This window comes from Flavobacteriales bacterium (assembly GCA_016700415.1).
GTDB lineage: Bacteria > Bacteroidota > Bacteroidia > Flavobacteriales_F > PHOS-HE28 > PHOS-HE28.
The window spans coordinates 1,745,742-1,762,538 of record CP065018.1 but is presented as its reverse complement, the minus strand read 5'-3'; the positions used below and the strand labels follow the sequence as shown (position 1 = coordinate 1,762,538).

Annotated in this window: 12 protein-coding genes and 1 pseudogene; 7 read left to right on the top strand and 6 right to left on the bottom strand. The window is 59.5% G+C overall.

The window, feature by feature from the left end; all coding sequences use genetic code 11:
• Window positions 1–33 precede the first annotated feature (33 nt).
• From murF to IPP95_07355, 3 genes and pseudogenes are all read right to left on the bottom strand, one after another.
• Window positions 34–1,326, bottom strand: a complete 1,293-nt coding sequence (gene murF, locus IPP95_07365) for a UDP-N-acetylmuramoyl-tripeptide--D-alanyl-D-alanine ligase (protein QQS74016.1) — start codon at window positions 1,324–1,326, stop codon at window positions 34–36.
• 869 nt (window positions 1,327–2,195) lie between these two features.
• A pseudogene (locus IPP95_07360) lies at window positions 2,196–3,323 on the bottom strand (SUMF1/EgtB/PvdO family nonheme iron enzyme).
• 31 nt (window positions 3,324–3,354) lie between these two features.
• Window positions 3,355–4,332 carry a type IX secretion system membrane protein PorP/SprF gene (locus IPP95_07355; protein QQS74015.1) on the bottom strand — a complete coding sequence of 326 codons (978 nt, stop codon included), beginning with the start codon at window positions 4,330–4,332 and terminating at the stop codon, window positions 3,355–3,357.
• Window positions 4,333–4,484: 152 nt separating this feature from the next.
• Here IPP95_07355 and porU point away from each other — a divergent pair, with 152 nt between their 5' ends.
• The 3 genes from porU (at window position 4,485) to IPP95_07340 (ending at window position 10,378) form a co-directional block, all read left to right on the top strand.
• Window positions 4,485–8,426: a type IX secretion system sortase PorU gene (gene porU, locus IPP95_07350; protein ID QQS74014.1), complete on the top strand. Its 3,942-nt coding sequence runs from the start codon at window positions 4,485–4,487 to the stop codon at window positions 8,424–8,426.
• A 168-nt stretch (window positions 8,427–8,594) separates the two neighbouring features.
• Window positions 8,595–9,902: a type IX secretion system outer membrane channel protein PorV gene (gene porV, locus IPP95_07345; protein QQS74013.1), complete on the top strand. Its 1,308-nt coding sequence runs from the start codon at window positions 8,595–8,597 to the stop codon at window positions 9,900–9,902.
• Entirely contained in the window at window positions 9,899–10,378 is a 480-nt protein-coding gene (locus tag IPP95_07340) for a 2-C-methyl-D-erythritol 2,4-cyclodiphosphate synthase (GenBank protein QQS74012.1), read from the top strand. Before porV ends, IPP95_07340 begins: the two co-directional genes overlap by 4 nt.
• A 159-nt stretch (window positions 10,379–10,537) precedes the next feature.
• Here IPP95_07340 and IPP95_07335 read toward each other — a convergent pair whose 3' ends face one another.
• Together IPP95_07335 and IPP95_07330 are read right to left on the bottom strand one after the other, a co-directional pair.
• Window positions 10,538–11,188 carry a DUF4956 domain-containing protein gene (locus IPP95_07335; GenBank protein QQS74011.1) on the bottom strand — a complete coding sequence of 217 codons (651 nt, stop codon included), beginning with the start codon at window positions 11,186–11,188 and terminating at the stop codon, window positions 10,538–10,540.
• A gap of 13 nt (window positions 11,189–11,201) precedes the next feature.
• Window positions 11,202–11,951, bottom strand: coding sequence for a polyphosphate polymerase domain-containing protein (locus IPP95_07330; GenBank protein QQS74010.1), 750 nt, complete (start codon window positions 11,949–11,951; stop codon window positions 11,202–11,204).
• A 184-nt stretch (window positions 11,952–12,135) separates the two neighbouring features.
• Between IPP95_07330 and IPP95_07325 the strand changes: the two genes are divergently transcribed.
• Genes IPP95_07325 through IPP95_07310 form a run of 4 tightly spaced genes read left to right on the top strand, consistent with a single transcriptional unit; the run spans window position 12,136 to window position 15,523 of the window.
• Window positions 12,136–12,630 (top strand): cytidine deaminase, encoded by a 495-nt coding sequence (locus IPP95_07325; GenBank protein QQS74009.1) that lies wholly within the window; start codon window positions 12,136–12,138, stop codon window positions 12,628–12,630.
• Between the two features lie 57 nt (window positions 12,631–12,687).
• Window positions 12,688–13,737 carry a pyruvate dehydrogenase (acetyl-transferring) E1 component subunit alpha gene (gene pdhA, locus IPP95_07320; protein QQS74008.1) on the top strand — a complete coding sequence of 350 codons (1,050 nt, stop codon included), beginning with the start codon at window positions 12,688–12,690 and terminating at the stop codon, window positions 13,735–13,737.
• A 3-nt stretch (window positions 13,738–13,740) separates the two neighbouring features.
• The gene (locus tag IPP95_07315) at window positions 13,741–15,072 is read left to right on the top strand and encodes a 2-oxo acid dehydrogenase subunit E2 (protein ID QQS74007.1); all 1,332 of its coding nucleotides are present in this window, start codon (window positions 13,741–13,743) and stop codon (window positions 15,070–15,072) included.
• Between the two features lie 4 nt (window positions 15,073–15,076).
• The gene (locus tag IPP95_07310; protein ID QQS74006.1) at window positions 15,077–15,523 is read left to right on the top strand and encodes an isoprenylcysteine carboxylmethyltransferase family protein; all 447 of its coding nucleotides are present in this window, start codon (window positions 15,077–15,079) and stop codon (window positions 15,521–15,523) included.
• 13 nt (window positions 15,524–15,536) lie between these two features.
• Here IPP95_07310 and IPP95_07305 read toward each other — a convergent pair whose 3' ends face one another.
• A complete protein-coding gene (locus IPP95_07305; protein QQS74005.1) occupies window positions 15,537–16,733 on the bottom strand; it encodes a cation:proton antiporter in 1,197 nt (398 codons plus the stop codon).
• Between the last annotated feature and the right edge of the window lie 64 nt (window positions 16,734–16,797).

The window sequence follows — 16,797 nt, the reverse complement described above, 5'->3', positions numbered from 1 at the left end:
TAACGATCAGCGTACCTCCCGCTAACCTCGCGCTCACAACACCCCGACCACTTCTTCCAGTTTCACGCCTCTTGATCCTTTCACCAAGATCAACAGGTCTTTGGGGTGGGCGGCTTTCAAAGCCTCCACGGCGGCGGCGGCATTCGCAAAGCGGCGCACGGGCACTTCCGGTGCGGCCTTCATGAATTCTTCGCCAACGAGGATGGCGTCCAGTCCGAGCGTTTTTACGAGGTTGACGATGGCCTCGTGCTCTGTTAGGCTTGTCTCGCCGAGCTCCCGCATGTCCCCGAGGATGACGAGCTTTTTGCGGTCGCTGCGCAGGCCCTTAAAATTCTCCAAGGCCGCGGCCATGCTGGTGGGGTTGGCGTTATAGGCATCCAGCACCAGTTCATTGCGGCCGGTGTCTTTCAGTTGGGAGCGGCTGTTGGCGGGCACGTATTCGTCAATGGCGTTGATGATCAGGTCATCGAGCACATCGAAATGGCGACCGATGCAGACGGCAGCGAGCGCATTGTGGAGGTTGTAGTTCCCCACGAGCTGTGTTTCGCCGTGCCAACGGCCGTCGCGTTGGGCATCCTCGAACATGAAATGCAGGTAGTGGTTTTCGCCCTCTTCCGCAGCTCCGCGCACGTCACAATGTGGCCCTACGCCGTATGTCACGCGGTCCAGTCCTTCGCTTTCGGCCATCAGCAGCGGGTCGTCGCCGTTCACGAAGGCGATGCCGCCGTGGGTGCGGAGCCAGTTGTAGAGCTCGGTCTTGGTGCGCACCACGCCTTCAAGGCTGCCGAAACCTTCCAGATGGGCTTTGCCGATGTTGGTGATGAGGCCGTGCGTGGGCTCGGCAATGGTGCAGAGCTCAGCGATGTCGCCGCGCTTGCTGGCGCCCATCTCGATTATGGCGATCCGGTGCTCCGGCTTCAATTTCAGCAGGGTGAGCGGCACCCCGATGTGGTTGTTGAGGTTGCCCTCGGTGGCCAAGGTTGAACGGTCCGGATCCAGCACAGCATGCAGCAATTCCTTGGTGGTGGTCTTGCCGTTGGTTCCGGTGATGGCGATCACGGGGATGTCCAGCGCGCGGCGGTGCTCCAGGGCGAGATCCTGCAGGGCCTTCAGCACGTCAGGCACCAGGACGTAGCGCGCGTCCACGGCCACGGCGGGGTCGTCCACCACGGCATGGGAGCAGCCGCCTTCCAGAGCTTTTGAGGCAAAGGCATTGGCGTTGAAGTTCGGTCCGCTCAGGGCAAAGAAGATGCTGCCGGAAAGGAGCTTGCGGGTATCCGTGCAGACCCCGGTGGAGGCGAGGAAGAGGGTGTGGAGTGAGGACATGGGTGACGATCGGAAGATTGGCCGCGGACCTGCCTGCCGGCAGGCAGGGCGCGGAGGCGCAGAGAACTCTAATTGCTGATCGGTGATCTGACGGCTGCCGACCGCATTTGCTGACAACTTCTTGCAACAGTATGGCGCGGCAACGCCTGACAACTGACAACGAACAACTGACAACTGAACACCCCAAAGAAAAGGCCCCGCCAGCATTCAAGCTGCGGGGCCTTTCGGAAGTTGGTCAAAAACTACTTGCTCAGCTTGCTCCGGCGCTTGTCGTCGCCTAAGCCCACGGGGCTGCCCACGCGGGTCATCGCGCAACGGAAGCCGATGGTGGCGGTGCTTTGGCGCTCATCGAGGTAGCGGCGCGTGCCGGGGTTGGCCCAGTAGATGCGGTCCGCCCAGCTGGCACCTTTGTACACACGGGAGTGGTCGTTGATCAGCGTGGTCTTGCCCCAATCATACATGGGGTTCCCCTCATGCTCCACGTCCTCGTAATAGATGCTGCTCTCCAAGTCGCCGTCCACGTAATCAATGTTGTCCGACTCACGGTAGTTGCGCCGGTCGATGTTCTCTTCCACCGTCACTCTGCGCTCCTTCACCTCACCAGGTTGGCTCTCCTGGTATTCGCTCAGGCCGGCGAGCAGTTTGGGGCAGATCTCCAGGTCCTGCGCCTTGATCATGTCCACCATGTCCTGCACGAGCTGGTTGGCGGGATCCGACTTACGCTGGTTGTAGAGGTCCGCCGCCTGTTCGATCTTCACCATCAGGTCGTCGATCAGCTTGGCCTCCTCCTCGGATGCGCGCCCCTGCATCTTGGTCTGGAACTCGGTGAGCCAATATTTCACACCGCTGATGTCGTAGATCACCTTGTCGTATTTGTCGGCGATGGCCCCGTCACTGTTGAGCACCTTGGTCTTGAAAACGTTGCCACGGAAAGGCTGCAGGCCGTCCGCGTCCTCGAAGCTCAGGGGGCGGTACACGTCCATGGTCCATTCGCTCACGTTGCCGGCCATGTTATAGAGGCCGTAGTCGTTCGGCCAGTAGCTGAACACGGGCGCGGTAATGTCCGCATTGTCGTTGAGGCTGCTGGCTACGCCCATGTAGTCACCCTTGCCACGCATGAAGTTGCCGCGGAAGTCGCCGAAGAAGGTGCCGCCCTTCTTGCGGTTATCGTAACGGACAAAGTGGCCGTTCCATGGATAGACGCGGCGTTCCACGATCCGTTCGTCCACGGTGTTGCCCACCAGGCCATAGGCCGCGAACTCCCATTCAGCCTCGGTCGGGAGCCTGTAACGGGGCAGTACGATGCCGTCCTCCATGCGCACGTTACGTGTGTCGACGTTGGGGTTGAAGTCCTGCACGCCGTCCACTTTCTTGCCGCTCTCGTACTGTCCGGCCAAGTAGCTGTCCGTGGTGAAGTGGTCCTCGTTGATCTGGTTGGGATAGTGCTCGAAGAGGCCTTCGCGGATCAGGATCGCCTCATTGACGCGGTCGCCGCGCCAAGCGCAATAATCGCTCGCTTGCAGCCAGTTCACGCCTACCACCGGATAATCGCGGTAGGCCGGATGGCGCAGGTAGTATTCCACCTTGGGCTCCATAAAGGCGAGCTTGCTGCGCCACACCAAGGTGTCAGGCAGCGCCTTCTTGTAGATCTCGGGATAGTCGGCACCGTACACGCGGCTCAACCAGTAGAGGTATTCGCACCAGTGCAGGTTGGTCACCTCGGTCTCGTCGATATAGAAGGAGGACACGGTGACGGTACGGGGGATGTTGTTCCAGTCGTGGGTGAGCTCGTCCACCACACGGCCCATGGTGAATTGTCCGCCCTCCACCAAGACCAGTCCGGGGCCGGTCTCCTGATCCTCGAAAGGAGCCTTTTCAAAGCCGCCGTTCTTCGAGTCGTTGTAATTCCAGCCCGTGGAGGTGCTCTGTTCAAACCGGCAGCTGCTGAGCAGGATGGCGGTGCAGGCGAGCAGGCCTATGTTCCGTGACAGGTTCATGGTCTTCATGTGTTCGTGCAGGTTCCTTGGCTTAGAACGTGGGGCAGGGCACTGTGCGTACCCGGCGACGTTTCTTCTTGCAGTCGAATTGCAGGGTCAAGCTGACCTCGTGCGAACCCGCGGTGGCGGTGGTGAGCTTGCTTGTGGTGACATCGTAGCTGTAGCCGAACTTGAGGTGGTCGGTGTGGAAGCCGATGAGGGCGATGAAGGCGTCGCGGGAGCGGTACCAAACACCGGCCATGATCGGGCCGTGGTCCACGTAGAGGCCCAAGTTCAATTGACGGAACGCGGCTTGTTGCTGGTATAGTATGCTCGGCGAAAGCTTGGTCTTGGGCGCGCCGTACTTGCCCCGCACCCCCAAGGGGATGGCAGCGCCGGCATGGGCCGTGATCTTCATGGGCATCTTGCTCGTTCCAACGATCAGCGACTCGTTCGGTTCGGTAAGGTGATGGGCCGCGATCCCCACGAAGAAGACATCGGTGTAGCCCAAGAACCCGGCGGAGAAATCGGCATTGCCGACGCTACCGCCCCGGGGCACGTCGTTGGTGGCGTAGACGAAGCCGCGGTGCGGGTCGATCATATCCCCGAAAGTGAGCTTGTTCCAGTCCAGCGACTTCTGGAAGTAGGTCGCTTGGAATCCAGCCTTGATGGAAAATTTGCGGCTGACGGCCTGTGTGTAGGAATAAATGCCGCTGACCGTTGTGGTGTTCAGGGTGCCCTTGCCCGCTTGGTCGCTGGTCACCAAGAGGCCCAGACCGCCCATGATGCCACGCACGTCCTGGTCATAACTAGCGCTGGTGGTGACGAAGGTGCCACTGAGCGCCGGCCATTGGTTCCTGTAGTTCAACACCACGCGTGGACAACGGGCCGTGCCTGCGAACGCCGGGTTCAGGTACAGGGGATTCGCATAGAACTGAGTGAACTGGGGGTCCTGCGCAAGCGCGGCCAATGCCCCAAAGAGACTCAGTGCAAGCCCGAGGGCGACACTTCTGCCGGTCCATATTCTCATGCTACACGATCGTTCTATGTCTTTTAAGACCGCCAAGTATACGTAGCGCGCGGCACTTCGTTGTTATTGCCCTCGCAATAAGAACGCGTGAAGGTCGTTCACGGAATGTTCATGACGGGGCGGGCCGAAGTTATACTTTCGCTCCGATCCTGTTGAAAACCGTCCATTTCCCCAGCATGCGCGCCTTCCTCGGCCCCCTCCTCATCCTCGTATCCACAGCTGTTTCAGCCCAACAGGCGGGTTCACTGCTGAAGACCCCGGCACCCGCCACCCCGACAAGGACATTAACCTCCCTTGCTCCGGCACCGGCCGAAAAAGCAGTCCCGGGCCTTCCGTCCTGGTGGGACAAGGCGATCTTTGATGGAGGCCGAAGTGCACTGCCCCTTATCCATGAGCGCAGGGTCCTTTCCATGGGGACCACCGGCTTCACAGCCTACTTGACAGAGCCGGAGTGGAAACCAATGACCGCCGATGAAGTGGCCGCCTTGCCCGGACTTGGGCAGCCCGGCTCCGAACCCGTGCTCCATACCACCCTCCGTAGCTCGCGCAAACAACCCAATGCCTTGGTGGATATCGAGCCGTACCGCCGTAACGCAGCGACCGGGCAGATCGAAAGGCTCGCATCCTACCGGCTTTCCATCGTGGAGGACCATACCCCGCGAGGCGGTCAGCGGGCGAACATCTATCCGGACCATTCCAAGCTGGCCAACGGTGATTGGTACCGGTTCACCGTGCCGACCACGGGTGTTTATGAGCTTTCCTATCAGTTTCTGCAGCAACTGGGGGTGGACCTCGGCAACCTGACATCCGACGCCATCAATGTCTACGGCAACCATGCGGGCCTTTTGCCGTTCACCAACTTGCCCCATCTGCCCACGGACCTGCTGCTCAATGCCATCCGCGTGGATGATGGTGGGGACGGGACTTTTGGACCGGGGGACCGCATCCTGTTTTTCGCCTCCGGGGCCACGCGTTGGGAGCGGAGCGCAGATGGTCGGCTTTTCAACCATGTGAAGAATGTGTACACCGATTCATCCAGCTACTTCATCGGTATCGGGACGGACCCGCCCAAGCGTATCTCGAACGCGGTGCTGAGCGATGGCCCCGCCACGGACCAGGCCACGGCGTTCAATGACCGGCAGATGATCGACAACGATGGGGTTAACCTGATCAAGTCCGGCCGCATCATGTTCAGCGAGATCTACGATCAGGTGACCACCTACAACTACAACTTCACCATGCCGAATCTCCGTTCCACGGACACAACGTGGTTGAAGGTGAATCTGCTGGGACGGTCCATCGGTGGGGCCAGTTCATTCAATGTGCAGGCCGCAGGCACTGCCCGCAACATCAATATCCTCTCGGTGGGCACCAGCGAGACCTCCCCATTTGGAAACTATGTGAGCACGCTATGGGGTGTAACGGCGTCCGGCAACAGCCTTCCCATTTCCGTCACCTACAACAAGTACGACCCGATCACCTCCATTGGCTACATGGACTACATCGAGGTGAACGCCCGGCGTGACCTGCGGATGACCGGCGATCAGTTGGCCTTCCGTGACCTGAACACGGTAGGACCGGGCCGCATCGCGAACTTCACGTTGGACCAGGCCGGTGCCGTGCAACATATCTGGGAGGTGTCCGACCCTACGGACGTGCGCGAGGTGCAGGCCGCGGTGAACAACGGGCAGATCAGCTACATGGTGGCCACGGACAGCCTCCGCGAATTCATCGCCTTCAAGGGGACCGGCCTGTTGCAGCCTGTGGCCATCGGGAGGATCGCCGCGCAAGACCTTCATGGCACCCCGATCCCGACGGACCTGGTGATCGTGTGCCCGCCCCAATTCTTAGGCGAGGCCGGTCGCTTGGCCCAGCGCCGCACGGAAGAAGGTCTTTCCGTGGTGATGGTGACGCCACAGCAGGTGTTCAATGAGTTCTCCTCCGGACAACGCGACGGCACGGCCATCAAACGGTACATGAAGATGCTCTACGACCGGGCCGGCACGGATCCTTCCTTAATGCCCCGGTACTTGCTGCTCTTCGGGGATGGATCGTACAACAACCTCTCGCTGGCCCCAAGCAATCAGAACTGGATCCCCACCTTTGAGAGCTATGATTCGTGGTCGTTGAACAAATCGTACACCACGGACGACTATTTCGTGATCCTGGACGACGATGAGGGGGAGGAGCAGAACGACTTGATCGACATGGGCGTGGGCCGTTTGCCGGTGAGCAGCGTGAACCAGGCCCAGGCGGCGGTGAACAAACTGCTGAACTACGACAAGCTGACCCTTTCCAACGCAGGGGGCAGCAGTTGCACGACAGGTGGGGACGGAGGTGCAGTGGATTGGCGCAATTCGGTCCTCTTTTGTGCCGATGACCAGAGCGGTGCTAGCTTCGAAGGACAAGTCCACATGCTCAACAGCGACGCTTTGGCCATGCGCGTGGAAGCGGAGTCCCCATGCCTGAACGTCAACAAGATCTACCTTGACGCTTATGTGCAGTACAGCACACCCGGCGGCCAGCGTTATCCGGACGCGGACAAGGAGCTGCGCGACAGGGTGCAGAAGGGCACCCTGCTGGTGAACTATGTGGGCCACGGAGGGGAAGTGGGCTGGGCCCATGAGCGCTTTTTGGACAATGGCACGATCTTGGGCTGGACCAACCTGGAGCGGCTGCCTTTGTTCATGACCGCCACCTGCGAATTCAGCCGGTGGGACGACCCGATCCGCACTTCAGCGGGGGAGAATGTGTTCCTGAACCCCAATGGTGGCGGGATCGGTCTGATGACCACGACCCGTTTGGCCTACAGTAGCCAGAATCAGCTGATATCCAACGACTTTTATGATTATGTGTTCAAGCCCACGGACGAGCAGGGCCGGGACCAACGCTTGGGCGACATCTACCGACGGACCAAGGTGGATGCCACGCCCGCAGGGAACTCCGGGACGCCCAACCACAGAAATTTCAGCTTGCTGGGCGACCCTTCGATGCGATTGGCCATGGCGCGCAATGCAGCCGTCATCACGGCCATCACCGACACGTTGGGCAACCCGATGGACACCATCAAGGCCCTCTCCACGGTGCGGATCAGTGGCACCGTGAACGGCCAGGATGGGCAGGTGCTCGCGGATTTCAACGGCACGGTGGTGCCCACGGTGTACGATAAGAAGACCGCCGTTGCCACTTTGGTCAACGATCCCGGCCTCAACGCATCGCCCTTCCTCTTCAAGGTGCGCAAGAACATCATCTATCGCGGCCGCGCCACGGTCACCAACGGCCAGTTCAACTTCACCTTCGTCGTGCCCAAGGATATCGACTACCGGGTGGATTCGGGGCGTGTGTCCGTCTATTGTGAAGGCCTCACCACCAACGCCTGCGGCTTTACGAACGACCCTCTGGTGGGCGGCACCGACAACACCGCACTTGCGGACGCCTTGGGGCCCGACATTCAACTGTACATGAACGATGAGAGCTTCGTCCCCGGGGGCATCACTAATGAGACCCCGTTGCTTTACGCGAAATTGTTCGATAATAGCGGCATCAATACCTTGGGCAGCAGCATCGGCCATGACCTGATCGCCACATTGGACGCCAACACCCAGAACACCATTGTGCTGAACGACTGGTACGAAGCGGACAAGGACACGTACAGAAGCGGACAGGTGCGCTACAAGTTGAGCGACCTTTCCGAGGGCCGCCACACCTTGGACCTCAAGGCATGGGACGTGTATAACAACAGCAGCCAAAAGAGCACTGAATTCGTCGTGGCCCCGACAGCGGAGCTGGCATTGGCCCATGTGCTGAACTATCCCAACCCCTTTACCACGCACACGGAGTTCTATTTTGAGCATAACAGGCCCTGCACGGTCTTGGACTGCCAGGTGCAGGTGTTCACTGTTTCCGGCCGATTGGTCAAGACCCTCAACCGCCGCTTGGACTGCGATGGTTTCCGAAGCGAACCGTTGGCCTGGAACGGCTTGGACGACAACGGCGACAAGATCGGCCGGGGCGTGTATGTCTACCGCCTGAGCATTACCACGCCCACCGGCGAGAACGCCGATAAGATCGAGAAGCTCGTGATCCTGAGGTAGGGGAGCGGGGTTGTTCTGGCCGGGAATGAAAAATGAAAAATTCAGAATGTGGAATGGAGACCCTCCAAGGGTAACCCGCAACGCGCCAACCCGTACCCCGCCTGCCCAACACAATAACCCCCGGCAACCCGCGTATATTTGCCGCCCTTTAGCCGAACGAACCAGACGATGACCTTCCCTTCCCGCGTTGCCGCCTTTTGTTGCGTCGTTGCCTTTGGACACGGTGTCATTGCTCAGGTCGCAACCCCCTGCATCAGTGAACTAAGTGGACAGGAATGTGGCGAACGGCTGAATACGATCACCACCGCCGTGCCCTTTTTGATGATCGGCCCGGATTCACGTTCCGGAGGCATGGGCGATGCCGGGGTGGCATTGCCTCCCGATGCGAACGCACTGCACTGGAATCCCAGCAAGCTGGCCTTCGCCGAGAACGAGGGTGAATTCCGCATTTCCGTTTCGCCCTGGTTGAGGAACTTGGTGCCGGATATGAGCTTGGCCTATCTGGCGGGATACAAAAAATTGAACAAGCGCAGTGCATTGGGCGGTTCATTGCGGTACTTCAATTTGGGCAGCATCACGTTCACGGACATCAACGGCGGCGTCATCCGCGACTTCAAACCTGCGGAGTTCGCCGTGGACGTATCCTTCGCACAGCAGTTCAGCGAGCAGCTCGCCGGAGGTATCAGCCTGCGGTACATTAACAGCAACCTCACCGGAGGGCTGAACGTCAGCGGCGCCAACACCAAGGCCGGACAGGCCGTGGCAGCGGACATATCCTTCTTCTACCGCAACGATCGGATGCTCATAGCCAAAAAGGACGCCACCTTCGCCTTTGGACTGGACATCTCCAACATCGGCAACAAGATGTCCTACAGCGAAACCTCCCGCACGGACTTCCTGCCGATCAACCTGCGCTTGGGCCCCGCGCTCACCGTGGACATCGACTCCTACAACACGATCACCTTCAACGCGGACATCAACAAGCTGCTGGTGCCCACTCCGCCTGTGTACAAGACCGAGCCGGATGATGACGGCGTGGCGGTACCCGTGGTGGACGATGACGGGAACTATGTGGTGTTCAGCGGTGAGGACCCGAACCGGGGCGTCGCCTCGGGCATTTTCGGTTCCTTCAGCGATGCACCGGGTAATGTATACTACGACGGCCAAGGTGTGCAGCACGTGGAATCCGGTAGCAAGCTCAAGGAGGAATTGCGTGAGATCTATTTCGGTGGTGGTCTGGAATACTGGTATGCCAAGCAGTTCGCGTTCCGCACGGGCTACTTCTGGGAAGCGGCCACGAAAGGCAACCGCAAGTATTTCACCATGGGCCTCGGCGTGAATTACAGCATCTTCTCACTTGATTTCAGCTACCTCATCGCCAACACGCAGCAGAGCCCTTTGGCCAACACGCTGCGCTTCACGCTCGGCTTCAACTTCGACGGCAAGGCCAAGAAGAAAGCGGACGCGGCTGAATGAGGGTCCGCACCGGCTTCGGATACGATTCCCACCGCTTGGTGGAGGGACGCCCCTTCATGCTCGGCGGCATAGCGATACCCCACGATAAGGGCGGGCTGGGCCACAGCGATGCCGATGTGCTTCTCCACGCCATCTGTGATGCGCTTCTGGGCGCTGTGGCGCTGGGGGACATCGGCCTGCACTTCCCGGACACCGACGCGGCCTGGAAGGATGCCGACAGCAGGAAACTGCTTGCGCACGTGGTGAAGCTGCTCCGCGAAAAAGGCTGGACCGTGGGCAACATGGATTGCACGGTGGTGCTGGAAAAACCCAAGTTGCGGCCCCATGTGGACGCCATGCGCGCCGCGATCGCCGAGCTGTTGGGCACTGATCAGGATGCCGTGTCCGTCAAGGCCAGCACGAACGAGAAGATGGGATTTGTGGGCCGGGAGGAAGGGGTGTGCGCCTACGCGATCGTTCTAGTGGAAAAGCACTAGTAGGCTAACCCGTAAGTTGGTGAACTAAGGCTTTGCCTCAATTTCTTCCTTATGCAAGGCGGAACATGTACGGCGTAGCCGTAGCAACGGCGAAATGTTCCAACGCCGCAGAAGGGAGAAGGGAGGTGAAGACAGTTCAGGAGCTTACGGGTTGGTACACTAGTCGTCGTTGTCGTCCCGGATAGGTTCCCGATAATTCTCGTGCCCCTGCTCGTCCTCAAAGTAGAACACGCGTAATTGGGCGGTGTCTCGCAGCAGGTCGATCCGGCCCACTTCCACGCGGCTCACACGGATACCCAGACGCTCCTGCAGGTCCGTGAACAATGCCTGCTTGTTCACCGGTTTGATCAATTCGATCCGCTCATAGATCAAGATGCGCATGGCTTCGTGCCGGGTGAGCCATACCTGTTCCAGCACATACACCAAGGTGAGCACCATCGCGTTGGTGAAGAGCAGTTCCGCAAGGCTGATCTTTTTGCCGGCCAAGGCGTTGATCACGGCCAGGCAGATTGCGGTGAACAGGTATGTCATGTCTTTCACCTCCAGTTGTTCGGTGCGGTAGCGTATGATGCTGAACACGGCGAACAGCCCAAAGCCGAAGCCCATGCTCAGCTTCACGTTGTTCATCAGAATGCACAGGAAGAAAATGAGGAAATTGAAGACGAAGTAGGTGAAGAGGTTCTCCTTCTTGCGGTGGATGGGATAATAGATCAGGCGGATCAGGATGAAGACCACGATCGCGTCCAAGCCGAACTTGAACAGCAATTCCCAGAGGTCCTCATGGAAGAGGTTCATGCCGAAGATCTTCATGTTTGGTCTGATCTCATGCCGCGATGCCCAAGCGATGGGCGTGCAACAATATGGGTTTGAACTGGTTGTGCTTGATATCTGGGTTCAGCAGTAACGTGCCGATGCAGTACTTGCTGAAGCTGGCGGGCGGCGCAGGAAGCCCTCGCATAAGCGCTGCGAAGGGCGAACCGTGCCCGGTTTTTCCTTCCTTCAGCTCCGCCACGCACACGCTGGCCAAAGAGGCTTCGCCGTTCGCGTCCCGGAAGGAGAGCGAGGTATCGAGGGTGAGCCGCTCGGCACGTTCGCGGTGAACGAGCGTATAGCGGAAGAACTCATTCCACAACGTGGGCACCAAGGATCGTGTGAAGCCGCTTGCCTCGGCCACGAAGGCTACCTGCCCGCCCGTGAGGTGTTCCATGATGGCAGGGATGGGGATGCGTCTTTTATCGGTGCCACCTCGGCCGGTCCTTCGCTTCACCTCCAGAAAGCTGGCCCCTGAGCTTGCATATTCACGCATTCGGACCTTGGACCGGAAGCTGCGTCCGTTGTGGTGGTCGAAATAGAATTGCCGCTCCGGCGTGTCGAAATAGAGCGTCCTGTACGTGCTGCCTCGTTGGCCGTCCACTTCCAGCATCCGGTATTCGCTGCTGAGGGTCTCCAGTATCTGCGGTAGTCGCCCTATGCCGAACAGGTACTTCGTGTCCATCCGGGTCTGGAGGGCCACACCGTCCATGTCCCGAAGAGCGATGGGGTCGAATTGCTGGAGGATGGGGGAAAGCTGCATATTGAAAAAGCGGGGCAAGCTAAGGGAAAGCGGGGAGTGGCAGTGAGCAGTGGTAGAGGACAGTAGGCTAGGGACGGCCGGATCTGGGCATCGAAAGCACTCGGTATCATGTACCCTCCGCCCTGTACCAGAAACTCCGATCACCAACCCATGCAGGCGCTACCTTCGGCACCCTTTTTCCAACATGGCAAACACTCGCAAGATCGCGCTGCACTATTTGCAGCATCCGTCCTGGTCGGCACTACCGGCCGATGACAGGGAATTGTTGGAACTGGCGGTGAAGGCCGCGCGAAACGCCTATGCGCCCTACTCCAAATTCAAGGTGGGTGCGGCCATACGGATGGAAAGCGGGGAGATCGTTCCGGGGAGCAACCAGGAGAACGCCAGCTTCCCAGCGGGCATCTGTGCCGAACGCACCGCGCTGCATGCGGCCATGACGGTGCTGCCCAAAGGCGAAGTGGAAAGCATCGCCATCGTGGTGCCGCAGGTGAAGGGTACAAAGCCGGTGACACCTTGCGGCATCTGCAGGCAGGCCTTGGTGGAGCAGGAGCGCCGCCAAAAGGGACCCATGCGCCTGTTGATGGGCATCGTGAAAGGCCCGGTGATCGAGACCTTCAGCGCGGAGACGCTCCTGCCGCTCTGTTTCGACAGCGCCCAACTCGGCAAGAAGCCGCGCTGAGCGTACAGCCCCGTGCTCCTTGGCTATCTTTGAGACCCCATTCTTATAACGACCGGAATGACCGTTAAGACCGCGAACTCATCCAAGCCCCGGAAAAAGGAAAACCCCACCGGGGAGACCCGGACCTTCGACAAAGCCACTTACCTCCGTTGGTTCAAGGATATGCTGCTGATGCGGCGCTTCGAGGAGAAGGCCGGGCAGCTTTACACCCAGCAGAAATTCGGGGGGTTCTGCCATCTGTACATCGGGCAGGAAGCCATTCTTGCCGGTCTCTCCACCGCGATGGGCAAGGAGGACCGCATTATCACGGCCTATCGCGACCATGCTCACCCGTTGATGCTGGGCACCCCGGCGAAGGAAGTGATGGCGGAACTCTACGGACGCATCACCGGCAGCAGCAAAGGCAAGGGGGGCAGCATGCACTTCTTCGACAAGAAGCGCAACCTCTTCGGGGGGCACGGTATCGTAGGCGCCCAGATCGCCATGGGTGCGGGCATCGCCTTTGCGGACAAATACCGCGGCGGGGACCAAGTGACCTATTGCTTCATGGGTGACGGTGCCGTGCGTCAAGGCATCCTGCATGAGACCTTCAACATGGCCATGATCTGGAAGCTGCCCGTGGTGTTCGTGATCGAGAACAACGACTACGCCATGGGCACCAGCGTGGAGCGCACCAGCAATGTGCATGATCTGTACAAGCTCGGGCTTTCGTATGAGATGCCAGCAGCCCCGGTGAACGGCATGCGCTGTGAGGACGTCCATAATGCCTTCTCGGACGCGGCCGCCCATGTGCGCGAGGGCAACGGTCCCTTCCTCCTGGAAATAAAGACGTACAGGTACAGGGGACACAGCATGAGCGACCCCGGCAGCTACCGCACCAAGGAGGAGGTGGAGGACTACAAGCGCCGCGACCCGTTGGAGGATGTACGCAGGAAGTTGCTGGGAGAAAAATGGGCCACGGAAGCACAACTGGAGAAGATGGACGATGAGGCCAAGGAGGAGGTGGCAGCATCGGTGAAATTCGCGGAGGAGAGCCCGTATCCGCCATTGGACGAACTGTACATCGACGTGTATAAGCAGAAGGACTATCCTTTCATCAAAGAGTGAACCATGGCGGAGATCGTGAACATGCCCAAGCTCAGCGACACCATGACCGAAGGGGTGGTGTCCAGTTGGTTGAAAAAGGTGGGGGATACGGTGAAGAGCGGGGATATCCTCGCGGAGATCGAGACCGACAAGGCCACCATGGAGTTCGAGAGCTATTATGACGGCGTACTGCTGCACCAAGGCGTGGCGGCAGGTGAGGCCGCACCCGTGGATTCGCTCCTGGCCGTGATCGGTAGGAAGGGAGAGGACATCAGCAAGATCCTGAAGGAAGCGAAGGCTGAGGTGAAAGCGGGGAAGGAGGAAGAGGAAGTGAAGGAGGAAAAGGAAGTGAAGGAGGTAAAGGAGGAGAAGGGCGCTAAGGATAGCGACCCTACATCGGATCGACAACTTGGGCAAAAGCCCGAAGCACGCGCAGGAACTTCAGCACCAACACAGGCTTTCGCGCCCATGCGTACCGCCATGGCGGAAGCTGCAACGTCCAATGGCCGCGTGAAGGCGAGTCCCTTGGCCAAGCGCCTCGCGGAAGAGCGGGGCATCGACATTGCCCGTGTACGTGGCACGGGCGATGATGGCCGCGTTACTAAGAGCGACATTGAGAGCTATCTCGGCGCTGGCGCGGCACCTGGGGCCGCGCAAGTGGAGTCCTTCACCGAAGTGCCGGTGAGCCAAATGCGTAAGACCATTGCCAAGCGTTTGGCGGAAAGCAAGTTCAGTGCACCGCATTTCTACCTCACCATCGCGGTGGACATGGGCAACGCCATGGCGGCCCGTGAAGCCATCAACAAGGCGGTGGCCCCGGACAAGGTCAGCTACAACGATCTGGTGGTGAAGGCCTGTGCCATGGCCCTGCGCCAGCATCCCAAGGTGAACAGCAGTTGGCTGGGCGACAAGGTCCGCTACAACGACCATGTCCACATCGGCGTGGCGGTGGCGGTGGAAGAGGGCCTGCTGGTACCGGTGGTCCGGTTCGCGGACACCAAGCCCTTGCGCACTATCGGTGCAGAGGTGCGCGAATTCGCCAAGCGCGCCAAGGACAAGAAACTACAGCCGCAAGATTGGGAAGGGAACACCTTCACCATCAGCAACCTCGGCATGTTCGGTATCGACGAGTTCACGGCCATAATTAACCCACCTGATGCGTGCATCCTTGCGGTGGGTGCGATCATGGACACCGCTGTGGTGAAGAACGGTGCGGTGGTGCCTGGCCATGTCATGAAGCTCACCTTGAGTTGCGACCACCGTGTGGTGGACGGTGCCACGGGGGCGGCTTTCCTGCAAACGGTGCGGGCCTCGTTGGAGAATCCCGTGCTGATGTTGGGTGCGGCTTCGATCTAAGACAATGACCCCGGCGCGCAAGGACCCGTTCGGCGCGCTGCTGGTATTCGGCCAGTTCGCATGCATCGCCGTGCTGGTGTTCGGCGGCGGATGGACCCTGCCATGGTGGGGATGGGTCCTGTTCGCCTTGGGCCTCTTGGTGTTCATCTTGGCCGCGACCGCATTGGGTGGCAACAACTTCACCGCAATGCCTATGCCTCGTGAGGAAAACACCTTGAGCAAGCGCGGCATCTATGCTTTTGTACGGCACCCGATGTACCTCTCCGTGCTGCTGTGCGGCGCGGCGATGGCGTCCGGTGCGCCTTCAGTCTGGCGGTGGACGGCGCTGGCAGTGGCCGTGATCGTGCTGGTGGTGAAGATCAGGCATGAGGAACGTAAGCTCACGGCCAAGCACCCGGATTACCCGGAGATGATGCGCGGTGTGGCGCGGTTGGTACCGGGGATCTGGTGAAGCTTCGCTGCGATCAATTCCTTTGGGCCGCCGGCTCAGGCACCTCCTTCCTCGCCCGGACCAATCCATAGGACATCAGCAAACTGGTACAGAGGATCACCACGAAAAGCACGCCGTTCCCTACCAAAGGATGTGCTTGTGCGGCGGGAATACTGAAGAACAACAAGATGCTGATGAGGCCCCGAGGGGCGATGAGCTGCACATGGGGCCGTTCTTCTTTGGCCACCACGGCCATGATGCCGATGCGTGCGAAGTAGATCGCCGCGATCATGAACGCGCCCAGCGCAAGCACGGGCAATTGCGCCAGTTCTCCCAGGATGATGCTGAAGCCGAAGAGCAAAAAGAAGAAGGTGCGGATCAGGAAGGCGCTCTCGGCGGTGAGCGTCTTCATCTGGTCCAGGTCGGCGGCCATTTTCGGGTAGTGGAAAACGCGCGCGAAAACCGGATGATGCAGACGGTCCGCGTTGTTCAGCAGCAACCCGAAGGCCAGCACGATGATGAGCGAACTGAGGTGGAACTGCTTCGCCAAGGCATAGACCATCACCAGCACGGACATGATCAGGAAGAACTTGATGTGGTGCTTCAGCTTGCCCATGATGAAGAGCAGACCGAGGCAAAAGACCACGGAGATCAAGGCGATGGCGCCCATGTCCATGCCCAGCCCGAGGATCGATCTGGAGGTGACCGATTCATTGTAGAGCACAAAGTCGAACACCACGATCCCGAGGATGTCGGAAAGCGAGGACTCATAGATCACGAACTCGCGGTCCTTCTTGCGCATATGTGCCACGCTGGGGATGGCGATGGACGAGCTGATGACGGCGAAGGGCAGTGCGTTCAGCACACAGATGTACCAGCCTTCATCACTGAGCATTTTAAGGACCAGGGCGATCAGTGCGGCAGTGCCCATGAGCACCAGCAGGGCCGAGAGGAAGGCGCGGCGCAGCATGCCCACCTTGCCTTTGTCAAAGTGGATCTCCAGCGCGCCCTCCAGCACGATCAAGATCAAGCCCACGTTGCCCAGCACCGCCAATAGCCTGCTGGTATCACCGACATCCCCGCCCAGATAATTGGTCAGCAGTGATATGCCAATGCCCAATAGCATCAACAGCACCACGGAAGGGAAACGCGTGCGTTTGGCGAACAGGTCGAAGAGATAGGAGAAAATGACCAGTCCGCAGAGGATCACCAGCGTAGTGTACGTGCTCATTCGGGGGTAAAGTAAGCCGGTGTGGCGGAATGCGCATTGCGGTGAACGGGCCTATTTTCGGGCC